A 25,705-nucleotide genomic window follows, 5' to 3' on the forward strand; every position below is an offset into this window, starting at 1 on the left:
GCCTGCGCTTGCTGCGCAAGCGTTGGAGCGCCATTTCCTCTGCAATCAGTCATAGCGCACGGTGTAGATCAGGTCGAGCGCGCTCTGCAGTCCCGTCTGGCCGCGCAACGTGAGGCGCTTGGTCAGGTCGTAGAAGATGTAGAGCGTGCCCAGCACGCCCGAGAGGCTGCGTTCGTAGGTCACGTACAGGTCCTTGCTCAGGCGCTTGCCCAGGGTGAGGGCGGTCTCGCTGGCGTCGGCGCCCTCCTGCGGGCCCTTGAGGCCGATCTCGTCCAGGCCCAGCTGCTGCGCGATGCCGGCCGTCGCGTCGCCGCCGCCGCGGCCCAGAAAGGCCAGCGCCGCCTGCTGCAGCAGCGCGGTCTCGGCACCGCCGGCGCTGGCGCTGCGGCCCAGTACCACCCATGAAAGCTTTTCGGCGTCGGGCAGCTCGGGGTCGGCATACAGGCGCACGCGCGGCCTGCGCGCTGTGCCCGTGACCTGCACGCCGGCGGTCACGCTGATGTTGGGGCGCAGCGCCAGCACGTCCAGCGCCGGGTTGTCGTAGGGGCCGGAGAAGCGCAGCAGGCCGCTCTTCACATCCAGCGCCTGGCCCCAGGCGCGGTAGCGGCCCTGCACGGTGTGCAGCTCGCCGGTCACGCGCGGCTGGCCGCCCGTGGCGCTGCTGCTGTGGATGTCGAGCTCGCCCTCCAGGCGCGTGGTGATGCCATGGCCCTGGAGCGCGAAGTCCTCGCCCAGGTCCAGCGTGACGGCGATGTCGGGGGTGCGCGCGGCCTGTACCCGGCCGCTGGCCTGGTCCGCCTGTGCGGCCTTGGCGGCGGCGGCGCGGCGCAGGGCGGCCGAGTGCACGACCACGTCGCTGCCCAGCGTGGGCGCGCCCGACTCGGGCAGGATGATGGTGGCGCGGTCGGTCCTGAGCTTGCCGCGCAGGCTGAACTGCCCGCCCGCGAGCCGCGCCTGCAACTCGCCCGAGACGCTGAGCTGCCGGTCCGCGCGCACCAGCAGCTGCAGCGCCTGCGCCCTCGCACGCAGGTCCATGGTGATGCCGGACAGGCCGCCGCCCTGGCCCGCGGCGCCCCAGGCGATGGTGCCGCTGCCCGTGAGCGTGCCGCCGTCCTGTGGCGCGGCCGTGCGGTTGCCGCTCATGCCGGCGATGCGCGCGCGGCTGCCCTGGCCGCCGTGCAGGCTGAGCTCGGTGATCTGGATCTGCTGGCCCTGCAGGCTCGCGCGCAGGCGGCCGTCACGCAGATCCACGCCGTCGAGCAGCGCGCGCACGCCGAACTGGTCGGCCGCGATCTGCCCGCTCCATTGCGGCGCGGCGCGCGTGCCGGCCAGGCGCACATCGGCGTTCAGGGTACCGCGCACGCGCCAGCCCGGCGGCGCGAGCGTGGACCAGGCGCCGATGTCGGGCAGCTCGGCGCGCACGGTGGCGGCCAGCGGCGCGTCCTCGGGCCAGGTCCAGGCGCCGTCGCGGCGCGCCAGCCGGGTGTTGCCGTCGATGCGCATACGGCCGGCGCGCTCGCTGTCCCAGTCCAGCCGGGCGCGCAGGGCGTCGCCCTCGGCGCTGAGCTGCAACCGCGCCTGCTTCAGGCCGGCGGGCGTGCTGGCCGCGGCCCGGGGCAGGGCGGCGGCCTGACCCTGGCCGCTGCTGTGCAGCACGGTGGGCGCATCGGCATCGCCCGTGAGCACGGCGAGGTCGCCGCTCGCGCGCTCGATCACTGCGCTGGCCTGCAGGCGCTCGCCCATGTCCAGGTCCCAGCGCGCGTTGAGCACCAGGTCGCCGCGCAGGCCCAGGCGCGTGAGGGCGTCCTGGCCGTCGAGCCTCCAGGCACCCGCCCAGGTCAGCGGCAGGCCGATGAGCTCGCCCTGGCTGCGCAGCCGGTCCACACCTTGCCCGCCCTGGGCGTACTGCAGCGGCTGCCAGCGCAGCTCCACCCGGCCGGGCACGGGGCCGCTGAGCAGGGCCTGGCCGGCCGTGGCCTGCAGCTCGAGCCGGGGCGACTGGCGCAGGTCCACCGAGACGGGCTGGGCCAGATGCAGCGTCCACGGGCCGGGCTGGCCCGCGGCGCTGGCCTGCAGCTCCAGCGTCTGGACCTGCGCTTGCCAGCGCCCTGCGCCGCGGCTGCCGGCGTCGGCGCGCAGGCGCAGCTGGGCGCGCAGCTCGGGCTGCTCCCCCCCTTGCGACTGGCGCAGCAGCCCGTCCCATTGCAGGCTGGCCTGGGCCAGCGTTCCCGACAGGCTGGCGCTCGTGCGCTCCAGCCCCAGGGTGAGCGGCGCCGCGCCGTCGTGCGGCGCCATGGTGATCTGCAGGCGCGGGGCGGTCAGCCGGGCCTGCAGCGCAAACCGGCCCTGGGCCGTGCCGGCCGTGCCTGCTTCAGCGGCGGCACCGGCCAGCAGGCCCGCGGCGCGCAGCTGCTGCTGCAGGCCTTGCCAGCCGCCCTGCCAGTCGGCGCCGAGCTGGGCCTGCCCCTCGAGGCCCCAGGGCGCGACGGCCTGCTTCATGCCGGGCAGGGCCTGCAGCCAGCGGCGCATGCGCTCTGCGTCCTGCAGGTCCAGGCTCAGGCTGCCCTTGCCCGTGTGCGGCGCGATCTGGCCATTGAACCGCAGCGCCGCGCCCGGCAGGCTGGCCTGCAGACTGCCCTGCAGCGCGGGTGCGGCGGTGTGCAGGCGCAGATCCTGGCCCTGCAGGTTGGCCTGCAGCGCGTCGAGCTGCAGGCGAGCGATCTGGAGCTCGCCGTCCAGCCACCGGCCCTGGGCGCTCAGCCGCTCCAGGCGCAATGCGCCGCCTGCTGCTTGCGCGCGTGCGCGGCCGGCGCTGCGCAGGTCGGCCGTGAACCGCACGGCACCATCGTCCTGGCCGTCGGCGCTGATCTGGCCGCTCAAAGGCGCGGCGTCCAGCAGGCCGTGCAGGGCCGCGGGGTTGATCGCGCGCAGCTCGGCGCGGCCCTGCAGCTGCTGCGTGGCGGAGCGGTAGCTGCCCTGCAGCGTGGCGCTGCCCTGGCCCAGGCGCAGCTCGGCCTCGGGCACGGTCCAGACATCGCCGTCGTAGCGGGCCTGGGCACGCAGCGTGTCGAGCGGCAGGCGCTGCCTGTCCCAGGGACCCGCGGCGGCGTTGTGCAGCTCGGCCTGCAGGGCCCAGCCCTGCTCCTGCGGCGCGACGCTGGCGCTGCCCGAGAGCCGCGTGCTGGGCGCCTGGGGCCAGAGCGCGGCCAGGTCCAGGCCCTGGAGCTCGGCCGTGGCCTGCAGCAGGGGTTGCGGGGCCCAGGGGGCGATGTGCGCCTGCAGATCGGCGCTCAGCGGTGGGTCGGTGTCGGTGGCGGCTTCCGCACTGCCGCGCAGCCGCGCCTTGGCCTCGAGCCGCGCGTCGGCCGTGGCGAGTTGGCCCTGGACCTCGGCATTCACCTGGGCCTCGAGCGGCTGGGCGGCACCCGGCACCTCGGTCTGCAGCCGGCCCTCGAGCTTGGCCGACAGCGCCATGGGCGCGTCCCCCTGCAGACGGGCCTGCAGCGTGTAGCGGCCCTGGGCCAGTGCGACCTGGTCGATGGCGAAGCGGTGCTCGGCGCCGTCATAGCGGTAGCTGCCGGCCAGATCGGCGATGGTGACGGGGCTGGGGCCGGCCCAGGTGATCTGCTGTACTTGATAGGGCAGCGTGACGCGCAGCGGCAGGGTGAGCCGCTCGAGCGGCCGGGAGGGCTCCTGGCTGGGCTCACCGGGCGTGAGGGTCAGGCGCGCGATCTCGAGCGCATCGATGCGCAGCTCGCGGCGCAGCAGCGGCGCGAGGCGCCATGCGATCCGGGCATCCTCGACCTCCACGGTGAGCTGCGGGCTGGCCCAGCGCAGCCGGCCTATGCGGCCGCCTGCGCGCAGCGAGCCGCTGACATCGTCGGCCTGCAGGCTCTGGCCTTCGGGCAGAAGGCGCGCGACGCGCGTGAGCGTGCTCGCCAGCGAGCCGCTGCTGCCGGCCCACGACCACAGCGCGGCCAGCAGCGCCAGCGCCAGCACCAGCAGCCCGGCCGCCATGACCGCCAGCCTGCGCGAGCGGCTTGCGCGCGGCGGGCGTGGCTTGGGCGCGGCGGCCGCGGCATAGGGCTTGGGGTCGTAGGACGATGTCATGAGTCAAAAAACGATAGCTGCTGTCGGTCGTGGTGATTGAGTTTCAGTGGTGAATGTGTCGCGAATGCTTGTGTGGTGGGCGCAAGCAGCTCACTTTTTTGCTGGTTCAGAACGTGTAGCCGAGCCGCAGATGCAGGCGCAGCTCGTGCGATTGCAGGCCGTAGCCGAGGTCGGCCTGCAGCGGGCCCACGGGGCTCCTCCAGCGCAGGCCGGCGCCCACGCCCAGGCGCAGGCTCATTTCGGCGGGCTTGTCGGCGACGGCGCCGGCATCGACGAACACGGCGCTTTCGAAGTCCGTGCGGTTGCCGCGCACGGTGATGGGGCGCTGCCATTCCACGCTGCCCACGGCCATGTAGCGTCCGCCGTAGGTCTGATCGTTGGCAATGCCCGCGCCAATGCTGCGGTAGCCGTAGCCGCGCACGGTGGTGTCGCCGCCGGTCAGGAACATCAGCGTCGCGGGGATGTCGGCGCCCTCGCGTGCCAGCACCGCGCCGCCCTCCAGGCGCAGCGACAGGCGGCTCGAGCGGCGCACCTTCTGGCCCAGGTCCACGCGGCCCAGGTTGTGGAAGGCCTGCCAGCGCAGCAGCGTGCGCACGAAGGGGTCGCGCTCGGGCCGCAGCGTGGTGCCCACGCCGAGCTCGCCCGCCAGGCCCCAGCCGCGCGTGGGCGCGTTGTTGTTGTTGAAGTAGCGCCCCGTCCAGGCGAGGTTGGCGCTGATGGCGCTGCTCGAGGGCGGCGCGCCCGTGCCGTGGCTGCTGGAGGTGTCGTGCTGCAGGTAGTAGCTGCGGTCGATATGGTCGCTGCTCTCCGTGCGGCCGGCGCGCAGGCGCGTGCTGTCCACGTCGAAGCTGCCCGTGGCCTCGCGCTGCAGCTGCACGCCGGTGAACCAGCGCCAGCCGTTGGCGGCGGGCAGGGCGGTCCAGTCGCTGGCGACGAGGCGCAGGTTGCGGTCCAGGCTGACCTTGCTCACGGCGCGCCAGCCCAGGCCGGGAAGGCGGTTGTGGATATGGTCCATGGACAGGCGCGGCCCGCTGTCGGTGGAGATGCCGACGCCGAAGACCAGCTTTTGCAGCGGCGCGTCGCGCACCTGGGCGATGACGGGCGCGGCCTGGGGGTCGGCGGCATCGGTGTCCAGCGTGAGGAACACCGAGTCGTAGTAGCCGCTCGCCGCCAGGCGCTGCTGGGTGTCGAGCAGCCGGGCCTCGCTGTAGTCCTCGCCCGTGGGCAGGCGCGCGATGCGCGACAGGCCCACGTCGTCATAGCGCTCGCCGCCACGGATCTGCAGCGGGCCGAAGCGGTAGGCGGGGCCGCTCTCGTAATGCACCATCAGGTCGGCGCGCGCCAGGTCGGCGTCGATGTCGGCGCGGCTGTCCGCGATGCGCGCCGTGGGATAGCGGCGCGCCTGCAGGCGGCGCAGGCCGTCGGTCTTGGCGTCGTCCCAGGCGCTTTGAGTGAAGGGCTCGCCCTCGGGCAGGCCCCAGTTGCGCTTGATCTGTGCCTGGCGTCGGGCCAGGCCTGCGTCATCGGCGCCGCCCGCGTCGCCATTGCCGGTGACGCGCAGGTCCAGGTGGGCGATCTGCGTGCGCGCGCCGCGCTGCACCGCGATGCGCACGTGGTGCGCGGGCTCGTCCTGTGCAGGCTCGGGCCTGTCCTTGAGCTCGAGCGTGATGTCGGGGCTGAAGTAGCCCAGCGTCGCGAGCAGGTCGCGCGCATTGGCATCTGCCGCCTGCAGCAGGCGCGTGAGCTCGCTGGCCTGCAGGTCGGGCAGCTTGCGATAGCGCTGCAGCTCCAGGTGCTGGTTCAGATAGTCGCGCACGTCCTCGTCGTCGGCCTCGATCTCGAGGGTGAAGGCATCGCGCTCGGCGTCCTGCGCGCTGGCCGTGTCCTGCCCCGGCCGCAGCAGGCTGCAGGCGGGCAGGAGGGTGATGGCGAGGCAGAAAAACAGCAGCGCCGGCCACCGGGCCGGCGCTGTGGGCTTGTGGATCATGCGGGCTATTTTGACAAAAGCCGCATGGTGTCCTCGAGGCCCTTGAGCGACAGCGGAAACATGCGTTGCCCCATCAGCTGCTGGATGATGCTGATGCTCTGGCGGTACTGCCACACGCCCTGGGGCTCGGGGTTGATCCAGGCGTGTTTGGGGAAGGCATGCGTGAGGCGCTGCAGCCATTCGGCGCCGGGCTCCTCGTTCATGTATTCCACGCTGCCGCCGGGCTGCAGGATCTCGTAGGGGCTCATGGTGGCGTCGCCCACGAAGATCAGCTTGTAGTCCTTGTTGTACCTGCGGATGATGTCCCAGGTCGGGAACTTCTCGGCAAAGCGGCGCCGGTTGTTCTTCCACATGAAGTCGTAGACGCAGTTGTGGAAGTAATAGAACTCCAGGTGCTTGAACTCGCTCTTGACGGCGGAAAAGAGCTCCTCCACGCGCTGGATATGCTCGTCCATGGTGCCGCCCACGTCCATGAGCAGCAGCACCTTCACGTTGTTGTGGCGCTCGGGCACCATCTTGATGTCCAGATACCCGGCGTTGGCGGCCGTGGCGCGGATGGTGTCGGGCAGGTCGAGCTCGAGCTCATGGCCCTCGCGCGCGAACTTGCGCAGGCGCCGCAGCGCCACCTTGATGTTGCGCGTGCCCAGCTCCTGGCTGTCGTCGTAGTCGCGATACGCGCGCTGCTCCCAGACCTTGACGGCGCTCTTGTTGCGCCCCGGCCCGCCTATGCGCACGCCCTGCGGGTTGTAGCCGCCATGGCCGAACGGGCTGGTGCCGCCCGTGCCTATCCATTTGTTGCCGCCCTCGTGCCGGCCCTTTTGCTCCTCCAGGCGTTTTTTCAGCGTCTCCATGAGCTCGTCCCAGCCCATCTTCTCGATGGCGGCCTTTTCCTCGGGCGAGAGCTCGCGCTCGAGCATCTTGCGCAGCCAGTCGGCCGGGATCTCCTTGGTGAAATCGGCCAGCATCTCCACGCCCTTGAAATAGGCGGCGAAGGCGCGGTCGAACTTGTCGAAATGCTTTTCGTCCTTGACCAGCGCAGTGCGCGCCAGGTAGTAGAAGTCGTCCAGGCTCCAGGCGTCGTCGGAGCGAGGGCCGACCACGCCGGCCTGCAGCGCCTCGAGCAGGCCCATGAACTCCTTGACGGATACGGGCAGCCTGGCCGCGCGCAGGGTGTAGAAAAAGTCGATCAGCATGAATCAGCCCCCTGGCACTTGCTGGACGGGCGCGTGCTGCTGCAAAAGATAGAGCAACTGGGCGCGGGCCTCGGGCCATTCACCGGCGCGCATGCTGTACATCACGGTGTCGCGTATGGTGCCGTCGCGGCGCAGCGCGTGGCCGCGGATCACGCCGTCCTTTTTGGCGCCCAGGCGCTCTATGGCGCGCTGGCTGGCAAAGTTGTAGTTGTCCGTGCGCCAGCCGACCACATGGCACTGCAGTGTGTCGAAGGCGTGCCCCATCATGAGCAGCTTGGCCGTGGTGTTCACATGGCTGCGCTGCACGCTCTTGGCGTACCAGGTCCAGCCAATCTCCACGCGGCGTACGGCCGGGAGGATGTCGTGGTAGCTGGTGCTGCCGAGCACGCGGCCCGCGGCCTCGTCCACCACGGCAAAGGCGAAGCGGTTGCCTTCCTCGCGCATCTTCAGCGCGGTCTCGATGTAGGTGCGCGTGTCCTGGGGCTCGGGCACCGAGGTGACGCGCAGCCTCCACAGCTCCCCATCGGCCGCGGCCGCGGCCAGGCCGGCCTCGTGCGACAGGGCCAGGGGCTCCAGGCGCAGGCCGTTGCTGCGCAGCGTGACGGGTTCAACAAAGGCCATTGCAATGATCCTTGACGGTGAAATTGGGCGTGCGCGATACCAGCAGACGCCGCGCAAGGGCCGCCCCGCCGCGCTGGCGTCGTCCCCCTTCCCGGCAACAGCCGAGAGAAGGGGGAAGGAGCGAAGCGACACAGGGGGATGTCACCGATTCCTTTGGTTCATGAAGACGAGCTTTTCAAACAGGCTCACGTCCTGCTCGTTCTTGAGCAGCGCGCCCACGAGCGGCGGCACGGCGACCTTGTTGTCCTGGCTCTGCAGCGCCTCGAGCGGGATCTCCTCGGCCACGAGCAGCTTGAGCCAGTCGATGAGCTCGCTGGTCGAGGGCTTTTTCTTCAGGCCGGGCAGGCCGCGCACGTCGTAGAAGGTCTTCATGGCCACCGTGAGCAGGTCGGCCTTGAGCGTGGGGAAATGCACGTCGACGATCTTCTTCATCGTCTCGGGCTCGGGGAACTTGATGTAGTGGAAGAAGCAGCGGCGCAGAAAGGCGTCGGGCAGTTCCTTTTCGTTGTTCGAGGTGATGAAGACCAGCGGGCGGTGCCTGGCGCGCACCATCTCGCGCGTCTCGTAGCAGTAGAACTCCATGCGGTCGAGCTCGCGCAGCAGGTCGTTGGGAAACTCGATGTCGGCCTTGTCGATCTCGTCGATGAGCAGGGCCACGGGTTGGTCGGCCGTGAAGGCCTGCCACAGCACGCCCTTGACGATGTAGTTGTGGATGTCCTTGACGCGCTCGTCGCCCAGCTGCGAATCGCGCAGGCGGCTCACCGCGTCGTATTCGTACAGGCCTTGCTGGGCCTTGGTGGTCGATTTGATGTGCCACTGCAAGAGCGGCATGTTCAGGGCCTGCGCCACCTCCTCGGCGAGCATGGTTTTGCCCGTGCCGGGTTCGCCCTTGACGAGCAGCGGACGCTGCAGCTTGATGGCGGCATTGACGGCCAGCATCAGGTCTTGCGTGGCAACGTAATTCTGTGAACCTTGGAATTTCATGGGCCTTGGGATAGGGAAATCGTTGATGAAAAGGCTTGACAGGCGCTGCCTATAATCTTTTTCAATACACAGGCGGAGACAGACAATCGTTTGATTGTGCGCGCAAAATGAAAAAGACATTCACCACGTTACTGGGGCTGTCCGTCGCCTGCGCGACCGGCCTGCTCCACGCACAGGACACCCAGGGCGACGCCAAGGCCGGCGCGGGCAAGATCGCCATGTGCATTGGCTGCCACGGCATTCCTGGCTACCAGTCGAGCTTTCCGCAGGTGTACAAGGTGCCCAAGATCGGCGGGCAGGGCGCCGGCTACATCGCCGCGGCACTCGACGCCTACAAGAAGGGCGAGCGCAAGTTTCCGAGCATGCACGCCATTGCCGACACGCTGACCGCGCAGGACATTGCCGACGTGGCCGCCTACTACGCAGAGCATGGCAAGCAGGGCGAGGTGCCGGCCCAGCCCGCGCGCGCGCCCGATGCCCAGGTGGCGCAGCTGTTGCAAAAGGGCGCCTGCGTGTCCTGCCACGGCGAGAACTTCGCCAAGCCCATCGACCCGACCTATCCCAAGATTGCCGGTCAATACCCCGACTACCTCTTCGCCGCGCTCAGGCAGTACAAGGACGACCCGACGACCTACGTGGGCCGCAGCAACGCCATCATGGCCGGCATCGCCAAGCAGTTCACGAATGCCGAGCTCAAGGCCTTGGCGGGCTATGTGGGCTCGCTGCCCGGCGACCTGCAGGTGGTGCCGGAGTCGCGCTTTCGCTGACCTCTGAAACTGCCCCAAGCACACAACCCGCGGACCGCCGCGGGTTTTGTTTTGTCCCGGGCCGGCCGACGGGTTCAATCCTTGGTGGCGCGCCGCTGCACGCAGGCGACATAGGCGTCGCCATCGGGCGGGCGGCCCGAGCGCTGTGCCTCCCACAACATCTGCCCCAGGCATTCCATGGCCGCGTGGTGCGCGTCGTGCAGTGAGTCCAGACGGCGGCTGAGCAGTTCCACGGCCTGGCGTATGCCGCGCGGCTGGTCGATGCTGCACTGCTCGCTGATGGACAGATGCATGGACAGGTGCAGAAACGGGTTGGTGCGCGTGGGCGTCTCGTCGTAGTTGCGCGCCAGCGCCGCGTCCACGTCGGCGAGCTCGGCGTGGTATTCGGGGTGCTCGGCGATCCACAGGCCGGCCAGGGTCTCTATGGCCTCCATGGGCTGGCCGGCCTGCTGCTTGGCGTGCACGCCGCAGAAAAAGCGGCGTACGTCGGCTTGGGTGGGATTGAACATAGGCGCCTAGCTTAGCGCGTGCGCAACAGGCGCGAGATGGTCTGCGCGGTCTCGAGCAGCTCGGGCAGCAGCTCGTCGCGCAGCATGGTGGTGCTGGTGCGGTTGGCCTGGCCGCTGATGTTGAGTGCCGCCACCACGGCGCCGCTGCGGTTCTTGAGCGGTGCGGCGACCGAGATCAGCCCTTCCTCGAGCTCCTGGTCCACCAGGCTCCAGCCCTGCGTGCGCGCCTCGGCGATGCGGGCGAGCAGCGTCTCGTCGTCCAGCACCGTGTGGCGCGTGAAGGCCTGGCGTGGCAGGCGGGCCAGGCGTGCGCGCAGCTCGTCCTCGGGCAGGGCGGCCAGCAGCACGCGGCCCATGGATGTCCAGAACGCCGGCAGGCGCGAGCCCACTGCCAGGTTGGTGCTCATGATCTTGTGCGTGTGCACGCGCAGCACATAGACCACGTCCAGCCCGTCGAGAACCGCTGCCGAGCAGGACTCGTGCACGCGGTCGGTCAGCGCCTCCATGAGCGGCTCGGCCAGGTCCCAGATGGGCATGGAGCTCAGGTAGGCAAACCCCAGGTCCAGGATGCGCGGCGTGAGGCGAAACAGCCGGCCGTCGCTCTCCAGATAGCCCAGGGTCTGCAGCGTGAGCAGGATGCGCCGGGCGCCGGCGCGCGTGAGGCCGGTGCGCGCGGCCACCTCGCTGAGCGTCTGCTGCGGCGCGCTGGCGCTGAAGGAGCGGATCACCTCCAGCCCGCGGGCGAAGGACTGCACATAGCTGTCACCAGGTTTGTGGGAACTACTGATGGGAAGGGGGGTGTCATTCATGGCGATCTGTCCTAAAATTCATTATACGAACAGTTGTTCTGTATGCGAACAAATCGGCCCGTAGGCGGCCGGTTTTTCTTCAGGAGACAAGGCAGCGCATGATCAACAAGATTGCGGACTCGGTGGCCGAGGCCCTCGCGGGCGTGCAGGATGGCGCCACGGTGCTGATTGGTGGCTTTGGCACCTCGGGCAATCCCGTGGAGCTCATCGATGGCCTGATCGCCCAGGGCGCGCGCGACCTCACCGTGGTCAACAACAACGCCGGCAATGGCGACTCGGGCCTTGCGGCGCTGCTCAGGAGCGGCCAGGTGCGCAAGATCATCTGCAGCTTTCCGCGCCAGGCCGACAGCTGGGTGTTCGATGAGCTCTACCGCGCCGGCAAGATCGAGCTCGAACTCGTGCCCCAGGGCAATCTGGCCGAGCGCATGCGCGCCGCCGGCGCCGGCATTGGCGCCTTCTTTTGCCCCACGGGCTACGGCACCGAGCTTTCCAGGGGCAAGGAGACACGCGAGATCAACGGCCGCCACTATGTGCTGGAGTACCCCATTCACGGCGACGTGGCCCTGGTCAAGGCTGAGCGCGGCGACCGCTGGGGCAATCTGACCTACCGCATGTCGGCGCGCAACTTCGGCCCCGTGTGCGCCATGGCCGCCAAATACACCGTGGCCACGGTGCATGAGCTCGTCGAGCTCGGCGAGATGGACCCCGAGTCTGTGGTCACGCCCGGCATCTTCGTGAGCCGCGTGGTGAAGGTGCCGCGCGTTGCCACCCGGGCCGGTGGCATCAGGCAATAAAACGGCACCAGCACAGGAGACACAAGCGTGAGTAGCTATCAGAAACGAAGCAAGACCGAACTGGCCCAGCGCGTGGCCCAGGACATCTTTGACGGTGCCTACGTGAACCTCGGCATAGGCCAGCCCACCCTGGTGGCCAACCACCTGCCTGCGGGACGCGAGGTGGTGCTGCATTCCGAGAACGGCATCCTGGGCATGGGCCCGGCGCCCGCCGCGGGCCAGGAGGACTATGACCTGACCAACGCCGGCAAGCAGCCCGTGACACTGCTGCCCGGCGGCAGCTTCTTCCACCATGCCGACAGCTTCGCCATGATGCGCGGCGGCCATCTGGACATCTGCGTGCTCGGCGCCTTCCAGGTGTCAAGCACCGGCGACCTGGCCAACTGGAGCACGGGCGAGAGCGGCGCCATTCCCGCCGTGGGCGGTGCCATGGACCTGGCCGTGGGCGCCAAGTCCACCTGGGTGATGATGGACCTGCTCACCAAGACCGGCGAATGCAAGGTGGTCAAGGAATGCAGCTACCCGCTCACGGGCCTGGCCTGCGTCAAGCGCATCTACACCGACCTGTGCACGCTCGAGTGCACGAGCGAGGGCCTGCGCCTCGTCGACACCGTGCCGGGCCTGACCCATGCCGAGCTCGAGCGCATCGTCGGTCTGCCCATTGCACATTAGTTGCCAAATCGGGCTCCAGCGCCCATCCAGCAAGCGCGAACAGCTCACTTTTTCACATCAAACCCGCAAGGAGACATCATGACCCAAGCCTTTATATGTGACGCCATCCGCACCCCCTTTGGCCGCTACGGCGGTGCCTTGAGCAGCGTGCGCACCGACGACCTCGCTGCCCTGCCCATCAAGGCGCTGATGGAGCGCAACGCCGGCGTGGACTGGAAGGCCGTGGACGACGTGCTCTACGGCTGCGCCAACCAGGCCGGCGAGGACAACCGCAACGTCGCGCGCATGGCGGCGCTGCTCGCGGGCCTGCCCACCGACGTGCCCGGCGGCACCATCAACCGCCTGTGCGGCTCGGGGCTCGACGCCGTGGGCACGGCCGCGCGCGCGATCAAGGCGGGCGAGGCGCGGCTGGTGATCGCCGGCGGCGTGGAGAGCATGAGCCGCGCGCCCTTCGTCATGCCAAAGGCGGAGTCCGCTTTCAGCCGCAGCAACGCGGTGTACGACACCACGATAGGCTGGCGCTTCGTCAACAAGCTCATGAAGCAGCAGTACGGCGTCGACTCCATGCCCGAGACGGCGGAGAACGTGGCCGACGATTTCAAGATCGAGCGCGCGGCCCAGGACCGCATGGCCCTGGCCAGCCAGCAAAAGGCCGCCGCCGCCATTGCAGCGGGTCATCTGGCGCGCGAGATCGTGCCCGTGACCATCCCGCAGAAAAAGGGCGACCCCATCGTCGTGAGCCAGGACGAGCACCCGCGCGCCACCACGCTCGAGGCGCTGGCCAAGCTCAAGGGCGTGGTGCGGCCCGACGGCAGCGTGACGGCCGGCAACGCCAGCGGCGTGAACGACGGTGCCTGCGCGCTGCTGCTGGCCAACGAGGAGGCCGCCAAGGCCTACGGCCTCACGCCGCGCGCCCGCGTGGTCGGCATGGCCGTGGCGGGCGTGGCGCCGCGCATCATGGGCTTCGGCCCCGCGCCGGCCGTGCGCAAGGTGCTCGCGCAGACGGGCCTGACGCTGGCGCAGATGGACGTGATCGAACTCAACGAGGCCTTCGCCGCCCAGGGCCTGGCCGTGCTGCGCGACCTCGGTCTGGCCGACGACGATGCGCGCGTCAACCAATGGGGCGGCGCCATCGCCCTGGGCCATCCGCTGGGCGCGTCCGGCGCGCGCCTGGCGACCACGGCCGTGAACCAGCTGCACCAGTTCGGTGGCCGCTACGCGCTGTGCACCATGTGCATTGGCGTGGGCCAGGGCATCGCCGTCGTGCTCGAACGCGTCTGACCGCGATGGAGCACGGCATCACACAGACACAAGGAGACCATGCAATGACCACATTCATCACCCGCCGCACGCTGATCGCCGGCCTGACGGCCGCTGCCGCCGCCGCGCTGCCTCATGCCGCGTTCGCCCAGGGCTATCCCACCAAGCCCGTGACCATCGTCGTGCCGTTCGCGCCCGGTGGCACCACCGACATCCTGGCGCGCATCGTGGGCCAGGGTCTCTCGGGCGAGCTGGGCCAGCCCTTCATCGTGGACAACCGCGCCGGCGCTGGCGGCAACATCGGCGCATCGCTCGCCGCCAAGGCACCGGCCGACGGCTACACGCTGTTCATGGGCACGGTGGGCACGCATGCCATCAACCAGGCGCTGTACAAGAAGATGCCGTTCGACCCGGTGAAGGACTTCGCGCCCATCTCGCGCGTGGCCACCGTGCCCAATCTGCTCGTGGCGCACCCGAGCCAGCCCTACAAGACCGTCAAGGAGCTGATCGCCTATGCCAAGGCCAATCCGGGCAAGGTGACCTATGGCTCGCCGGGCAGTGGCTCATCGCCCCATGTGTCGGGCGAGCTGTTCAAGAGCATGACCGGCACCGAACTGCTGCACGTGCCCTACAAGGGCAGCGCACCGGCCATGACGGACCTGCTGGGCGGCCAGATCTCCATCATGTTCGACAACCTGCCCTCGGCCATCCAGCATGTGCGCTCGGGCAAGCTGCGCCCCATCGCCATCACCACGGCCAAGCGCTCGCCCGAGCTGCCCGACATTCCGACCATCGCCGAGGCCGGCGTGCCCGGCTACGAGGCCATGTCCTGGTTCGGCATGTTTGCGCCGGCCGCGACCCCGAAGCCCGTGCTTGACCAGCTCAACGCGGCCCTGGTCAAGGTGCTGAACCAACCCGACGTGAAGAAGAAGATCGCCGAGCAGGGCGGTGACGTGGTGGCCGAGACGCCCGCGCAGTTCGCCGCCTTCATCCAGAGCGAGTCCGTGAAATGGGGCAAGGTGGTCAAGGCCTCGGGCGCCACCGTGGACTGAGGTCTACCCTTCGTCATTCCCCCGAGGGCGGTGATCCCCTTTGCCGCGTCATCCCCGCGAAGGCGGGGATCCAGGCGCTCCCGCGGCGGGTTCGTCATGGCCGTGGATCCCCGCCTTCGCGGGGATGACGGCGGTATTTCTCATGGCGTCTCTCATGGTGCGTTTCATGGCGCGATGTCCGGCTGCGGCCTGTCCGGCGTCAGGCCCCTGCCGGCCTCGGCCGCGGCCATGCGCTCCTGGCGCTCCTTGGCCAGCTGCTCCACGAGTTGTGCGCGCCCCTGCTTGGCCGCGGCGATCATGGCCTCGCGGTCGTTGTGCAGCTCATATATGCGTTCGGACAGCGCGATGTTGTGGCTGCGAAAGCGATCGGCCAGCCGCTCGGCCTCTGGGGCGGGCAGGCCCGTGAGCTCGAGCACCGTGCGCGCCGTGCGCAGGCTGGACTCGAACAGCTCGCGCTCCACATGCTCCACGCCCAGGTCGCGCAGGGCATGCCAGTGCGTGAGGTCGCGCGCACGTGCCACCACCTGCAGATGCGGGAAATGCTTTTTCGCGAGCTGCACGATCTTGAGCGACTGGTCCGGCGCGTCCACCGCCACCACGAGGATGCGCGCCTGCTCGGCGCCCGCCAGGCGCAGCAGCTTCACGCGCGTGGCGTCGCCATAGAACACGCGGTAGCCGAAGGTGTGTGCCACCTCCAGCATCTCCACGCTGTGGTCGAGCACCGTGGCCGGCACGCCCTGGGCCAGCATCATGCGCGCCACGATCTGCCCGTAGCGGCCGAAGCCGGCAATGATGATCGGCGCATCCTGCGGCTCGGAGATCTCGGGCTCCTGCGGCTCGCTCTTGAGCGTGGCATGGCGCGGGGGCAGCACGCGGTCGAGCCACACCAGCAGCAGCGGGCCCAGCAGCATCGACAGTGCCACGGCGGCGATGAGCAGTGATGCCGTCTCGGCCGGTATGGCGTGGAAGGTCACGCCGGTCTGGAACACCACGAAGGCGAATTCGCCGCCCTGGGCCAGCAGCAGCGTGAACACAGGCCGCTCTTGATACGGCATGCCGGTCACGCGCGCCAGCAGCCAGATCACCGCGGCCTTGATGGTCAGAAAGCCCAGCACCAGGGCGAGCATGACGAAGGGCCGGTGCAGCACCACGCCGAAGTCGATGCTCATGCCCACGGCCATGAAGAACAGGCCCAGCAGCAGGCCCTTGAAGGGCTCGATGTCGGTCTCGAGCTCGCGCCGGTATTCGCTGTCGGCCAGCAGCACGCCGGCCAGAAACGCGCCCAGCGCCATGGACAGATCCACCGCGTGCATCAGCATGGCGATGCCCACGACCAGAAACAGCGAGGTGGCCGTGAAGATCTCGGGCGTCTTGCTCCTGGCGATCCAGCGCAGCAGCGGGCGCAGCAGCAGGTGGCCGCCGAGCACGATGGCGCCGACCACGCCGGCGATCTTCAGGCCCTCCATGAGCAGGTCCTGCGGCGCATGGGCATGGGCCGCGGCCCGCGCCGCCACGCCCAGCAGCGGCAGCAGCGCCAGGATGGGAATGGCCGCCACGTCCTGGAACAGCAGGATGGAGAAGGCTTTTTGCCCGCTGTCGGTGCGCATCAGGTTGCGCTCGCCCAGCACCTGCAGCGAGATCGCCGTGGACGACAGCGCCAGGCCCAGCGCGCCCACCAGGGCCACGCGCCACGGCAGGCCCAGGGCCCAGGCGCAGGCCCACAGCAGCAGCGCGCAGCCCGCCATCTGCGCCATGCCCAGGCCGAGGATGGGGCGGCGCATGCTCCACAGCCGGGCGGGCTGCAGCTCCATGCCCACGAGGAACAGCATGAGCACCACGCCGAACTCGGCAAAGTGCAGGATGTCCTGCACGTTGCTCACCAGGGCCAGCCCCCAGGGGCCGATGGTGATGCCCGCCGCCAGGTAGCCGATGATGGCGCCCAGGCCCAGCGCGCGCGCAATGGGCACGGCGATGACGGCCGCGGCGAGATACGTGAAGCCGTAGGTGAGCCAGAGAGGGGCTTGGTTCATGGTGCAGGACGGGGCGCAGGGCAGGCGGGCAGGCAGGGTGAAATTCTGACACCGCGGCCGCGCGCCCGCAGCCGGTCGCGCTGGCGCCGCCGATAGAATGGCCGCCTTCTTCTCAAGCGGATTATCCCGACGGGCGCGATATGGACTGGCATACCTGGATGGCTTTTTTCGTGGCATCATGGGTCATCGCCATCTCGCCGGGCTCGGGCGCCGTGCTGTCCATGAGCCATGGCCTGTCCTATGGCGTGCGCCAGGCCAATGCGACCATCTTCGGGCTCGAGCTCGGCCTGCTGTTCATCCTCGTCGTCGCGGGTGCCGGCGTGGGCTCACTGCTCATCGCCTCGGAGCCGGCCTTCGTCGTGGTCAAGGTGCTGGGCGCCTGCTATCTCATCTACCTGGGCCTGTGCCAGTGGCGCGCGGGTTCTGCGGGCACGCTGGGCGGCGACCTGCTTGCCGCGCCCCTGGCCTGGCGCCGGCGCGTGCTCATGGGCGCGCTCACCAATGCCACCAACCCCAAGGGCATTCTGTTCATGGTGGCGGTGCTGCCGCAGTTCATGAGCGAGTCGCGCCCGTTGTGGAGCCAGTTGCTGGTCATGGCGGCGACCCTGGTGTCGGTGGATCTGATCGTCATGAACGGCTATGCCGCGGGCGCCAGCGCGCTGCGCCGCCTGATGCAGAACGCCGGCGCCATGCGCGCGCAGAACCGCGTCTTTGGTGGCCTGTTGATGCTGGTGGGCGCGGGCCTGTTCTTCGTCAAGCGGGGTGCACAGCAGGGGTGATGCTTTCAAAATAATAGCTGCCAGCGCTTTGTGGAAGCACGCTGGAGCCGGTTTTTACTTGATATTGGAGAGGGTTGTATGCCAGTCATTGCGGTTGCCAGTCCCAAGGGCGGCGTGGGCAAGTCCACGCTGTCCACGAACATTGCAGGCTACTTTGCCAGCCGTGGGCACAGCGTCGTGCTCGGCGATGCGGACCGGCAGCTGTCCGCGCACCTGTGGCTCAAGCAGCGGCCGCAGACGGCGCGGCCCATAGGCGTCTGGGAGGTCAATGCCGACTGGATCAGCACCCCGCCCAAGCAGGCCACGCATGCCGTGCTGGACACGCCCGCGGGCCTGGGTGGCTGGCGCCTCAAGGACGCGCTCAACATCGCCGACCGCATCATCGTGCCGCTGCAGCCCAGCCTGTTCGACATCTTTGCCACCGGACAGTATCTCGATGAGCTGGCCGCCCAGCGCAAGGATGGCCTGGCCCGGGTGGCCATCGTCGGCATGCGCGTCGATCCGCGCACCCTCGTGGCGGAGAAGCTGCGCAACTTCGTCGACAGCCTGGGCCTGCCCGTGCTCGGCTATCTGCGCAACACGCAGAACTACGTGCAGCTCGCGGCCCAGGGGCAGTCGATCTTCGACGTCACGGGCTCGCGCGTGGCGCGCGACCTGGAGCAATGGCAGGGCATCTGCGACTGGCTTGACGCCGCCTGAACGCTGCCTGAATGTGGTCAGGCGGGTGGAGACGGTGGCACAAAGCCGTTCTGTCGCCAGGCCTCGAACACCGTGACGGCCACGGCGTTCGAGAGGTTCAGGCTGCGTTGGCCTGCGAGCATGGGCAGGCGCAGGCGCTGCGCCGGGGCGAAGCTCTCGCGCAGCGCGGGCGCAAGGCCGCGTGATTCGGCGCCGAAGACGAACCAGTCCCCGGGCAGAAAGACCTGCTCATGCACCAGGCGCTGGCCATGCGTGGTGAGCGCGAACATGCGCGCAGGGTCGGGCCGCATCGCGTGCCGCAGCGCGGCCCAGTCGCTGTGGCGGCGCACCTCGGCGTACTCGTGGTAGTCGAGCCCCGCGCGGCGCATCAGCCGGTCCTCCATCGAGAAGCCCAGGGGCTCGACCAGATGCAGCATGCAGCCGGTGTTGGCTGCCAGGCGGATCACATTGCCCGTGTTGGGCGGGATTTCGGGTTCGACGAGGACGATGTGGAACATGGCGCTATTGTCTGCCGTCGGCGGCGGGCTTCACGGCGTGCGCGCCAGCACCAGTGCCGCGACATGGGCCGCGCCCGCCTCGCGCAGCGGCGCGCTGGCCGCATACAGCGTGGCGCCCGTGGTCATCACGTCGTCGACCAGCAGCACGCGCCGGCCCGCCACCTGCTGGGCCCGCAGCGGCTCGAGCATGAAGGCGCCACGCAGGTTGCGCAGCCGCTCGGCACGCGTGAGGTGGCTTTGCGCCTCGGCCTCGCGCGTGCGCAGCAGCAGGTGGGTGTGCACGCACCCGGCGGCGAGCTGGCGCGCGAGCAGCAGTGCCTGGTTGTAGCCGCGCTCGCGCAGCCGCCCTGGCGCCAGCGGCACGGGCAGCACCCAGTCCGCCTGCGCGAGGGCCGCCCGTGCGCCTGGCGCCTCGCGCATGAGCCGGGCCAGCGCCCCGGCCCAGCTCGGATCGGCATGGAACTTGAACTGCGCCAGCAGGTGCGCCCAGGGATAGCCGTAGTCCACGGCCGCCATGCAGGCGTCGAGCGGCGGCGGGTGCAGCAGGCATTGCCCGCATTGCACCACGCCCTCGGGCACTGCAAGGGCGCAGGTGGCGCAGCGCGGCCGCTCCGGCGCGAACTGCGCGCGGCAGGCGCTGCACAGTCGCTCTGCCGGCCAGGCGTGGCATACCGCGCATTGGCTCGGCAGCCGCTGCGTGAAAGAGGCCAGGGCGCGCAGGCCCCGGCGCCATATCCCTGCTGGGCGCGTGTCAGGCATGGGCTCAATATACTCGCGGCCATTTGCGGCCCGCCCCATGTCCGAACCACTCCCGCCCACCATCGACCCGACTGCCGCCGCACGCTGGCATGCCCGGGTGGATGAGGCATCGCCCTGGCTGCACGAGGAGGTGGCCCGGCGCATGCAGGACAGGCTGCAGTGGATCGCCCGCGCACCTGCCACCTGGTGCGACTGGGATCCGCTGCGTGGCGGCACAGAGGGGCATGCGCTCGTCGGCGAGCGATATGCGCAAGCGAGCTGCCTGATTGCCGAAACCTCGTCGGCCCAGGGCGAGCGCGTGGCGCGCGAGCGGCTTGCGCCGCGCTGGTGGAGCCCGGCGCGCTGGACATCGGCCACGCCGCGCTTTGGCCTGCCAGAGCCCGGCAGCCAGCAGATGCTGTGGGCCAACATGGCGCTGCACATGGCGGCGGATCCGCAGGCGCTCATAGGGCAGTGGCACAGGGCGCTGGCCGTCGATGGCTATCTGATGTTTTCCTGCCTCGGGCCGGACACGCTGCGCGAGCTGCGTGCCCTGTACGCCGAGCTGGGCTGGCCCGCGCCGGGCCACAGCCTGACGGACATGCATGATTGGGGCGACATGCTGGTGCATGCCGGGTTTGCCGAGCCCGTCATGGACATGGAGCGCATCACGCTCACCTTTGCCACGCCCGCGCGGCTGCTGCAGGAGCTGCGCGGCCTGGGGCGCAACCTGCATCCGCAGCGCTTTGCGGCCCTGCGCGGCAGGCGCTGGCGGCAAAGACTGGAGCAGGCGCTGGCCAGCCGCCTGGCCGACCCGCAGCATGACGGGCAGTTGGCACTGACCTTCGAGATCGTCTATGGCCACGCCTTCAAGCCCGCGCCGCGCGTGCGCGTGGAGGGCAGCAGCGCCGTGTCGCTGCAGGACATGCGCGCCATGCTGCACGCAGGCCGTACCACGGGACGCTGAGCCTGTAAATGCTGTGATTCACGCGGTCAATGATCTTTGTCAATGATCGCTAGAATGATCCTCGGCTACGGAATCTGGATTCTCCCGGCGCGGCATGGCCCGGTCATTGTGGGGCCTGCCGTGCACATCCTCGGAAGCTGCCGATGAGTGTCCCGACGCCTTCGGTGCTCTGTCTGTGTCGTGCTGCACGATGTTCTTCCCCTGGGACTAACGCGTATTGCCGTTGGTTGCGGGGCTGGGCATGCTGAATGCGGCCATGAGTGTCCATGCGGGGTGTGCCCCGTGATGCCGTGCCACGGAGACAACAGGCTGCCGGTAGAGCGGTCTGACTGATTGAACAAGCGATGGCCCCACCGTCGCAAGGCTTTGCGCAGCGCCGGGCGGCCGGCGGGGCCACAAGGGACTGGTCAACTGGAGCTGAGAGACAAGAGGAACCATGACAAGCACTTCCAACAAACTGGCCTCGCTGTTGCTGATAGCGCTCACATCCCTGGGAGGGGCTGCACATGCGGTGCAGGATCTGCCCGGCGGCCCCGCTGTGCGGCAGCTCAATCTGCACCCTCCAGTCACCCGTATCGCCGATGCACAGCATGACCTGCACTGGATGCTGCTGATCATCTGCACCATCATCTTTGTCGGCGTGTTCGGTGTCATGTTCTATTCGATCTGGCATCACCGCAAGTCGCGCGGCGCCAAGGCCGCGCATTTTCATGAATCCACGGCCATCGAAGTCACCTGGACGGTCGTCCCCTTCCTCATCGTGATCGCCATGGCGGCGCCGGCCACCAAGGTCATCGTGGCGCAAAAGGACACGAGCAACGCCGAGCTCACCATCAAGGCCACGGGCTACCAGTGGAAGTGGGGCTATGACTACCTGGCCGGCGAGGGCGAGGGCATAGGCTTTCTCTCCACGCTGGACTCCTCGCAGCGCGCACTCTCTAGCGCCGGCACCCCGCAGGGTGACGACTACCTGCTCAAGGTCGACAACCCGCTGGTCGTGCCCGTGAACAAGAAGATCCGCATCATCACCACGGCCAACGATGTCATCCACTCCTGGATGGTGCCCTCGTTCGGCGTCAAGCAGGACGCCATTCCCGGCTTTGTGCGCGACACCTGGTTTCGTGCCGAAAAGCCCGGCGACTACTACGGGCAGTGCGCAGAGCTGTGCGGCAAGGAGCATGCCTACATGCCCATCCACGTGAAGGTGCTGCCCCAGGCCGAGTACACCGCCTGGGTCAATGCGGAGCAGAAGGCAGCCGCAGCCCGGCGCGACGACCCGAACAAGGTCTGGACCCTAGAGGCCCTGCTGCCGCGTGGCGAGAAGGTCTATGCCGCCAACTGTGCGGCCTGCCATCAGGCCAATGGCAAGGGTGCGGGAGCCATCAAGGCGCTCGATGGTTCGGCCATCGTCAAGGCCGAAGACCATGCGCAGCAGATCCAGCTGGTGCTCAAGGGAGCGGGCAATGGCGCCATGCCTTCTTGGGCGGCGCTCAGCGACACCGATCTGGCGGCCGTGATCACCTATACCAAGAACGCATGGTCCAACAAGACGGGCCAGCTGGTGCAGCCCGCAGAGGTCGTGGCCCAGCGCCGCAAGTGAAGGCAAGGCACAAGGCCCAACGCAAACTATCAAGGATTCGACCATGAGCGCAGTTCTGGACAACCACGGGCATGTCGCCGGCCATGACGATCACCACCATCAGCCCGTCGGCTGGAGGCGCTGGGTGTTCGCCACCAACCACAAGGACATAGGCACGCTGTACCTGCTGTTTTCGTTCACCATGCTGATGGTGGGCGGGCTGCTTGCCATGCTGATCCGCGCCGAGCTGTTCCAGCCCGGCCTGCAGATCGTGAACCCGGAGATGTTCAACTCGTTCACCACCATGCATGGGTTGATCATGGTGTTCGGGGCCATCATGCCGGCCTTCGTGGGCTTTGCGAACTGGATGATTCCGCTGCAGATCGGCGCCTCCGACATGGCGTTCGCGCGCATGAACAACCTGAGCTTCTGGCTGCTGATACCGGCAGGCATCATGCTCTCGGCCACCTTCTTCATGGATGGCGGCGCGCCCGCGGGCGGCTGGACCTTGTATGCGCCGCTGTCGGCGCAGATGCCCAAGTCGCTCGACTTCGCCATCTTCTCTCTGCACATCATGGGCGCCTCGTCCATCATGGGGGCGATCAACATCATCGTCACCATCCTGAACATGCGTGCGCCGGGCATGACGCTGATGAAGATGCCCATCTTCTGCTGGGCCTGGCTGATCACCGCCTACCTGCTGATCGCCGTGATGCCGGTGTTCGCCGGTGCCATCACCATGACGCTGACCGACCGCCATTTCGGCACCAGCTTCTTCAACCCCGCGGGCGGTGGCGACCCGGTGATGTACCAGCACATCTTCTGGTTCTTCGGCCACCCCGAGGTCTACATCATGATCCTGCCGGCCTTCGGCATGATCAGTCAGATCGTGCCCACCTTCGCGCGCAAGAAGCTGTTTGGCTATACCTCCATGGTGTACGCGATTGCCGCCATTGCCACACTGTCCATGATCGTCTGGGCGCACCACATGTTCACCACGGGCATGCCGGTCACGGGCCAGTTGTTCTTCATGTACGGCACCATGCTGATCGCCATACCCACGGGGGTGAAGGTGTTCAACTGGACGGCCACCATGTGGCGCGGCTCCATGAGCTTCGAGACCCCGATGCTCTGGGCCGTGGGCTTCATCTTCGTGTTCACCATCGGCGGCTTCACCGGCGTCATCCCGGCCGTCGTGCCAGTGGACACGCAGATCCAGGACACCTACTACATCATTGCCCACTTCCACTATGTGCTCGTGGCGGGCTCGCTGTTTGCCATCTATGGCGCGTACTACTACTGGTCGCCCAAGTGGAGCGGCGTCATGTACAGCGAGACGCGCGGCAGGATCCACTTCTGGTGGTCGATGATTTCCTTCAACGTGACCTTCTTCCCGATGCACTTCCTGGGTCTTGCCGGCATGCCGCGCCGCTATGCCGACTACCCGATGCAGTTTGCCGACTTCAACATGATTGCCTCCATCGGCGGTTTCTTCTTCGGCGCGGCCCAGGTGTATTTCTTCTTCGCTGTGGTCCTGCCCATGCTGCGCGGCAAGGGCGAGAAGGCGCCGCAGCGCCCGTGGGAAGCTGCCGAGGGCCTGGAATGGGAAGTGCCGTCGCCCGCGCCCTTCCACACCTTCGAAACCCCGCCCAAGCTCGATGCCACGGCCACGCGGGTGGTGGGTTGAGCGCGCGGCCGCGACAGGAGTGATGACCTCATGACGAACAGGGAGCAACGTCGGCGCAACCTGCGCCTGGGGCTGATGCTGGCGGCCGTGGTGCTGGCACTGTTCGTCGGCTTCATCGTCCAGCGCTACCTGCTGCTGGCGCATTGACGGCGGAGGCGGGCATGGCGCGGCGCGGTGACAACCTCAGAATGCTCGGCAAGCTCGTGGTGGTGACGCTGGGCATGTTCTCGTTCGGCTACCTGCTCATCCCTGCCTACAAGGCCATCTGCGAGGCCACGGGTGTGAACATCCTGTCGCTCACCGAGCGTCAGGTGCCGGGCAATGGCGTGGCCGCGCAGGACGCGCGTGACAGGGTCAAGAACACCCAGGTCGACACCAGCCGCACCATCACCGTGGAGTTCGATGCCAATGCACGCGGCCCCTGGCAGTTCCGGCCGGCACGGCGCACCATGCAGGTTCATCCCGGTGAGATGGCGACCGTGCTCTACGAGTTCGAGAACGTGCAGGACAGGCGCATGTCCGCCCAGGCGATTCCCAGCTACGCACCGCGCCAGGCTGCGCCGCATTTCAACAAGCTCGAGTGCTTTTGCTTCAGCGAGTACACGCTGGACCCCGGCGAAAAGCGCGAATGGCCGGTGGTCTTCGTCATCGACCCGCGACTGCCCCGGGATGTCACGACGATCACGCTGTCCTACACCTTCTTCGAGGTCGGCGGCAAGATCCCTGCTGCGCCACAGTCCACCGTGGGCGTGGTTCCAGGGGCCGGGGCGGGTGCCTCATGACCGGCCATGGCGAGCGGCAGCCGGCCGGCGCCGACGCGTCGCTGTGGCGCACCGTGCGCGCCGTGGCCTGGGCCATGCTCGGCATCCGCAACGGTGACGAATTCCGCAAGGACCAGCACGCGCTGCGGCCCCTGCAGGTGCTGGTCGTCGGGCTGGTGGGGCTGTTTCTGCTGGTACTGCTGCTCATAGGCGTGGTCCGCTGGGTGGTGTGACAGGCGGGCTACATGGAAAGACATCAACAAGAGATCGAGGAGCTGACATGAGTACATCGACCCCGGGCACGGCGCAGCCCCATTACTACGTACCTGCACCGTCGCGCCACCCCGTGATGGCGGCGTTCGGCCTGTTCTTCGTGATCCTGGGGGCGAGCCAGTGGATCAATGGCGAGCAATGGGGCCAGTACGCCTTCTGGTTCGGCATTGCCTGGTGGCTGGTGGTGCTGTTCCAGTGGTTCCGCGATGCCGCACACGAGAGCGAGTCGGGTCTGTACGGGCGCAAGATCGACATCTCCTACCGCTGGAGCATGAGCTGGTTCATCTTCTCCGAGGTGATGTTCTTCGGTGCCTTCTTCACCGCACTGTGGTGGGCCCGGGCGCATTCCGTGCCCGCGCTGGGCAGCCTGGACAATGCCTTGCTGTGGCCCGACTTCAAGGCGGCCTGGCCCAGCGTGGTGGCCGGCGCCACGGCCTCGCCGGCCAATGTGGTCGAACCTTTCCAGACCGTGGGGCCATTCTGGCTGCCCACCATCAACACGGCATTGTTGCTGTCATCGGGCGTGACACTGACCATCGCCCACCACGCGCTGCGCGAGGACCAGCGTGGCAAGGCCATAGGCTTCATGTGGCTCACGGTGCTGCTGGGTTTCACCTTTCTGTGTGTCCAGGGCTATGAGTACTTCCATCTCTACACCGACCTGAACCTCAAGCTGACATCGGGCGTCTACGGCTCCACCTTTTTCATGCTCACGGGCTTCCATGGCTTTCACGTCTTCGTGGGCATGCTGATGCTGTTCTTCATCACCCTGCGCCTTCAAAGCGGTCACTTCACGGCCGAGCGGCATTTCGGCTTCGAGGGCGCGGCCTGGTATTGGCACTTCGTGGACGTGGTCTGGCTTGGGCTGTATATACTCGTCTACTGGATGTGAGGGCCTGCGGCCACACAGACAAAGCGCCGCAAGGCGCTTTTTTGC

General features: G+C 68.3%; 24 protein-coding genes. 14 read left to right on the forward strand and 10 right to left on the reverse strand.

All coding sequences use genetic code 11. The features are described 5' to 3' along the window. Nucleotides 1–45: 45 nt before the first annotated feature. From ABUE11_RS03655 to ABUE11_RS03675, 5 genes are all read right to left on the reverse strand, one after another. Complete coding sequence (locus ABUE11_RS03655) at nt 46–4,110, reverse strand: translocation/assembly module TamB domain-containing protein (protein ID WP_367067727.1); 4,065 nt, start codon at nt 4,108–4,110, stop codon at nt 46–48. A 106-nt stretch (nt 4,111–4,216) separates the two neighbouring features. Then, nucleotides 4,217–6,097 carry a BamA/TamA family outer membrane protein gene (locus tag ABUE11_RS03660; protein ID WP_367067728.1) on the reverse strand — a complete coding sequence of 627 codons (1,881 nt, stop codon included), beginning with the start codon at nt 6,095–6,097 and terminating at the stop codon, nt 4,217–4,219. 5 nt (nt 6,098–6,102) lie between these two features. Beyond that, on the reverse strand, nt 6,103–7,290 hold the full coding sequence (locus ABUE11_RS03665) for a VWA domain-containing protein (RefSeq protein ID WP_367067729.1): 1,188 nt from the start codon (nt 7,288–7,290) through the stop codon (nt 6,103–6,105). 3 nt (nt 7,291–7,293) lie between these two features. Next, nucleotides 7,294–7,911: a GNAT family protein gene (locus ABUE11_RS03670; RefSeq protein WP_367067730.1), complete on the reverse strand. Its 618-nt coding sequence runs from the start codon at nt 7,909–7,911 to the stop codon at nt 7,294–7,296. 141 nt (nt 7,912–8,052) lie between these two features. Beyond that, on the reverse strand, nt 8,053–8,895 hold the full coding sequence (locus ABUE11_RS03675) for a MoxR family ATPase (RefSeq protein WP_367067731.1): 843 nt from the start codon (nt 8,893–8,895) through the stop codon (nt 8,053–8,055). Between the two features lie 107 nt (nt 8,896–9,002). Between ABUE11_RS03675 and ABUE11_RS03680 the strand changes: the two genes are divergently transcribed. Further along, nucleotides 9,003–9,662 carry a c-type cytochrome gene (locus tag ABUE11_RS03680; protein WP_367067732.1) on the forward strand — a complete coding sequence of 220 codons (660 nt, stop codon included), beginning with the start codon at nt 9,003–9,005 and terminating at the stop codon, nt 9,660–9,662. Between the two features lie 74 nt (nt 9,663–9,736). Here ABUE11_RS03680 and ABUE11_RS03685 read toward each other — a convergent pair whose 3' ends face one another. Next, a complete protein-coding gene (locus ABUE11_RS03685) occupies nt 9,737–10,171 on the reverse strand; it encodes a DUF1841 family protein (protein ID WP_367067733.1) in 435 nt (144 codons plus the stop codon). An 11-nt stretch (nt 10,172–10,182) separates the two neighbouring features. Further along, nucleotides 10,183–10,980, reverse strand: a complete 798-nt coding sequence (locus tag ABUE11_RS03690) for an IclR family transcriptional regulator (RefSeq protein ID WP_367067734.1) — start codon at nt 10,978–10,980, stop codon at nt 10,183–10,185. Between the two features lie 98 nt (nt 10,981–11,078). On the opposite strand from ABUE11_RS03690, the gene ABUE11_RS03695 reads away from it, so the two are divergent. The 4 genes from ABUE11_RS03695 (at nt 11,079) to ABUE11_RS03710 (ending at nt 14,758) form a co-directional block, all read left to right on the forward strand. Continuing rightward, entirely contained in the window at nt 11,079–11,774 is a 696-nt protein-coding gene (locus tag ABUE11_RS03695; protein ID WP_367067735.1) for a 3-oxoacid CoA-transferase subunit A, read from the forward strand. A 27-nt stretch (nt 11,775–11,801) separates the two neighbouring features. Beyond that, nucleotides 11,802–12,446, forward strand: a complete 645-nt coding sequence (locus ABUE11_RS03700; RefSeq protein WP_367067736.1) for a 3-oxoacid CoA-transferase subunit B — start codon at nt 11,802–11,804, stop codon at nt 12,444–12,446. Nucleotides 12,447–12,524: 78 nt separating this feature from the next. After that, nucleotides 12,525–13,727, forward strand: coding sequence for a 3-oxoadipyl-CoA thiolase (gene pcaF, locus ABUE11_RS03705; protein WP_367067737.1), 1,203 nt, complete (start codon nt 12,525–12,527; stop codon nt 13,725–13,727). A gap of 44 nt (nt 13,728–13,771) precedes the next feature. Continuing rightward, nucleotides 13,772–14,758: a tripartite tricarboxylate transporter substrate binding protein gene (locus ABUE11_RS03710; RefSeq protein WP_367067738.1), complete on the forward strand. Its 987-nt coding sequence runs from the start codon at nt 13,772–13,774 to the stop codon at nt 14,756–14,758. A 164-nt stretch (nt 14,759–14,922) separates the two neighbouring features. Here ABUE11_RS03710 and kefC read toward each other — a convergent pair whose 3' ends face one another. Then, nucleotides 14,923–16,788 (reverse strand): glutathione-regulated potassium-efflux system protein KefC, encoded by a 1,866-nt coding sequence (gene kefC / locus ABUE11_RS03715; RefSeq protein WP_367067739.1) that lies wholly within the window; start codon nt 16,786–16,788, stop codon nt 14,923–14,925. A gap of 140 nt (nt 16,789–16,928) precedes the next feature. Between kefC and ABUE11_RS03720 the strand changes: the two genes are divergently transcribed. After that, a complete protein-coding gene (locus ABUE11_RS03720; RefSeq protein WP_367067740.1) occupies nt 16,929–17,567 on the forward strand; it encodes a LysE family transporter in 639 nt (212 codons plus the stop codon). A 78-nt stretch (nt 17,568–17,645) separates the two neighbouring features. Further along, the gene (locus ABUE11_RS03725; RefSeq protein WP_367067741.1) at nt 17,646–18,266 is read left to right on the forward strand and encodes a ParA family protein; all 621 of its coding nucleotides are present in this window, start codon (nt 17,646–17,648) and stop codon (nt 18,264–18,266) included. A gap of 17 nt (nt 18,267–18,283) precedes the next feature. Here the strand turns inward: ABUE11_RS03725 and ABUE11_RS03730 are convergent, their stop codons facing one another. Both ABUE11_RS03730 and ABUE11_RS03735 read right to left on the reverse strand, forming a co-directional pair. Then, nucleotides 18,284–18,763 carry a tRNA (cytidine(34)-2'-O)-methyltransferase gene (locus ABUE11_RS03730; protein WP_367067742.1) on the reverse strand — a complete coding sequence of 160 codons (480 nt, stop codon included), beginning with the start codon at nt 18,761–18,763 and terminating at the stop codon, nt 18,284–18,286. A gap of 30 nt (nt 18,764–18,793) precedes the next feature. Beyond that, nucleotides 18,794–19,522, reverse strand: a complete 729-nt coding sequence (locus tag ABUE11_RS03735) for a ComF family protein (protein ID WP_367067743.1) — start codon at nt 19,520–19,522, stop codon at nt 18,794–18,796. A 37-nt stretch (nt 19,523–19,559) separates the two neighbouring features. Here ABUE11_RS03735 and ABUE11_RS03740 point away from each other — a divergent pair, with 37 nt between their 5' ends. The 7 genes from ABUE11_RS03740 to ABUE11_RS03770 all read left to right on the forward strand — a co-directional run bounded on the left by ABUE11_RS03740 (nt 19,560) and on the right by ABUE11_RS03770 (nt 25,660). Continuing rightward, nucleotides 19,560–20,468 carry a biotin synthase gene (locus ABUE11_RS03740; RefSeq protein WP_367067744.1) on the forward strand — a complete coding sequence of 303 codons (909 nt, stop codon included), beginning with the start codon at nt 19,560–19,562 and terminating at the stop codon, nt 20,466–20,468. Nucleotides 20,469–20,904: 436 nt separating this feature from the next. Further along, nucleotides 20,905–22,068 carry a cytochrome c oxidase subunit II gene (gene coxB, locus ABUE11_RS03745; RefSeq protein ID WP_367067745.1) on the forward strand — a complete coding sequence of 388 codons (1,164 nt, stop codon included), beginning with the start codon at nt 20,905–20,907 and terminating at the stop codon, nt 22,066–22,068. Between the two features lie 43 nt (nt 22,069–22,111). After that, nucleotides 22,112–23,734, forward strand: a complete 1,623-nt coding sequence (gene ctaD / locus ABUE11_RS03750; RefSeq protein WP_367067746.1) for a cytochrome c oxidase subunit I — start codon at nt 22,112–22,114, stop codon at nt 23,732–23,734. A gap of 30 nt (nt 23,735–23,764) precedes the next feature. Continuing rightward, nucleotides 23,765–23,881, forward strand: coding sequence for a cytochrome oxidase small assembly protein (locus tag ABUE11_RS03755; RefSeq protein ID WP_367067747.1), 117 nt, complete (start codon nt 23,765–23,767; stop codon nt 23,879–23,881). Between the two features lie 14 nt (nt 23,882–23,895). Further along, nucleotides 23,896–24,516 (forward strand): cytochrome c oxidase assembly protein, encoded by a 621-nt coding sequence (locus ABUE11_RS03760; protein WP_367067748.1) that lies wholly within the window; start codon nt 23,896–23,898, stop codon nt 24,514–24,516. Further along, nucleotides 24,513–24,728: a DUF2970 domain-containing protein gene (locus ABUE11_RS03765; protein WP_367067749.1), complete on the forward strand. Its 216-nt coding sequence runs from the start codon at nt 24,513–24,515 to the stop codon at nt 24,726–24,728. The genes ABUE11_RS03760 and ABUE11_RS03765 overlap by 4 nt, the downstream gene beginning before the upstream one ends. Nucleotides 24,729–24,775: 47 nt before the next feature. Further along, nucleotides 24,776–25,660, forward strand: a complete 885-nt coding sequence (locus ABUE11_RS03770) for a cytochrome c oxidase subunit 3 (protein WP_367067750.1) — start codon at nt 24,776–24,778, stop codon at nt 25,658–25,660. Nucleotides 25,661–25,705: the final 45 nt, after the last annotated feature.

Source organism: Oryzisolibacter sp. LB2S, from assembly GCF_040732315.1.
Taxonomy (GTDB): Bacteria; Pseudomonadota; Gammaproteobacteria; order Burkholderiales; family Burkholderiaceae_C; genus Alicycliphilus; species Alicycliphilus soli.

What these genes read in the sequence shown, in the direction of transcription:
- ABUE11_RS03655 (WP_367067727.1), bottom strand. Translation starts at nt 4,110, where the DNA reads ATGACATCGTCCTACGACCCCAAGCCCTATGCCGCGGCCGCCGCGCCC.
- ABUE11_RS03760 (WP_367067748.1), top strand. Translation starts at nt 23,896, where the DNA reads ATGGCGCGGCGCGGTGACAACCTCAGAATGCTCGGCAAGCTCGTGGTG.
- ctaD (WP_367067746.1), top strand. Translation starts at nt 22,112, where the DNA reads ATGAGCGCAGTTCTGGACAACCACGGGCATGTCGCCGGCCATGACGAT.
- ABUE11_RS03765 (WP_367067749.1), top strand. Translation starts at nt 24,513, where the DNA reads ATGACCGGCCATGGCGAGCGGCAGCCGGCCGGCGCCGACGCGTCGCTG.
- ABUE11_RS03755 (WP_367067747.1), top strand. Translation starts at nt 23,765, where the DNA reads ATGACGAACAGGGAGCAACGTCGGCGCAACCTGCGCCTGGGGCTGATG.
- ABUE11_RS03660 (WP_367067728.1), bottom strand. Translation starts at nt 6,097, where the DNA reads ATGATCCACAAGCCCACAGCGCCGGCCCGGTGGCCGGCGCTGCTGTTT.
- ABUE11_RS03675 (WP_367067731.1), bottom strand. Translation starts at nt 8,895, where the DNA reads ATGAAATTCCAAGGTTCACAGAATTACGTTGCCACGCAAGACCTGATG.
- ABUE11_RS03695 (WP_367067735.1), top strand. Translation starts at nt 11,079, where the DNA reads ATGATCAACAAGATTGCGGACTCGGTGGCCGAGGCCCTCGCGGGCGTG.
- ABUE11_RS03725 (WP_367067741.1), top strand. Translation starts at nt 17,646, where the DNA reads ATGCCAGTCATTGCGGTTGCCAGTCCCAAGGGCGGCGTGGGCAAGTCC.
- ABUE11_RS03670 (WP_367067730.1), bottom strand. Translation starts at nt 7,911, where the DNA reads ATGGCCTTTGTTGAACCCGTCACGCTGCGCAGCAACGGCCTGCGCCTG.
- ABUE11_RS03665 (WP_367067729.1), bottom strand. Translation starts at nt 7,290, where the DNA reads ATGCTGATCGACTTTTTCTACACCCTGCGCGCGGCCAGGCTGCCCGTA.
- coxB (WP_367067745.1), top strand. Translation starts at nt 20,905, where the DNA reads ATGACAAGCACTTCCAACAAACTGGCCTCGCTGTTGCTGATAGCGCTC.
- ABUE11_RS03720 (WP_367067740.1), top strand. Translation starts at nt 16,929, where the DNA reads ATGGACTGGCATACCTGGATGGCTTTTTTCGTGGCATCATGGGTCATC.
- ABUE11_RS03710 (WP_367067738.1), top strand. Translation starts at nt 13,772, where the DNA reads ATGACCACATTCATCACCCGCCGCACGCTGATCGCCGGCCTGACGGCC.
- ABUE11_RS03680 (WP_367067732.1), top strand. Translation starts at nt 9,003, where the DNA reads ATGAAAAAGACATTCACCACGTTACTGGGGCTGTCCGTCGCCTGCGCG.
- ABUE11_RS03730 (WP_367067742.1), bottom strand. Translation starts at nt 18,763, where the DNA reads ATGTTCCACATCGTCCTCGTCGAACCCGAAATCCCGCCCAACACGGGC.
- ABUE11_RS03770 (WP_367067750.1), top strand. Translation starts at nt 24,776, where the DNA reads ATGAGTACATCGACCCCGGGCACGGCGCAGCCCCATTACTACGTACCT.
- ABUE11_RS03740 (WP_367067744.1), top strand. Translation starts at nt 19,560, where the DNA reads ATGTCCGAACCACTCCCGCCCACCATCGACCCGACTGCCGCCGCACGC.
- pcaF (WP_367067737.1), top strand. Translation starts at nt 12,525, where the DNA reads ATGACCCAAGCCTTTATATGTGACGCCATCCGCACCCCCTTTGGCCGC.
- ABUE11_RS03685 (WP_367067733.1), bottom strand. Translation starts at nt 10,171, where the DNA reads ATGTTCAATCCCACCCAAGCCGACGTACGCCGCTTTTTCTGCGGCGTG.
- ABUE11_RS03690 (WP_367067734.1), bottom strand. Translation starts at nt 10,980, where the DNA reads ATGAATGACACCCCCCTTCCCATCAGTAGTTCCCACAAACCTGGTGAC.
- kefC (WP_367067739.1), bottom strand. Translation starts at nt 16,788, where the DNA reads ATGAACCAAGCCCCTCTCTGGCTCACCTACGGCTTCACGTATCTCGCC.
- ABUE11_RS03735 (WP_367067743.1), bottom strand. Translation starts at nt 19,522, where the DNA reads ATGCCTGACACGCGCCCAGCAGGGATATGGCGCCGGGGCCTGCGCGCC.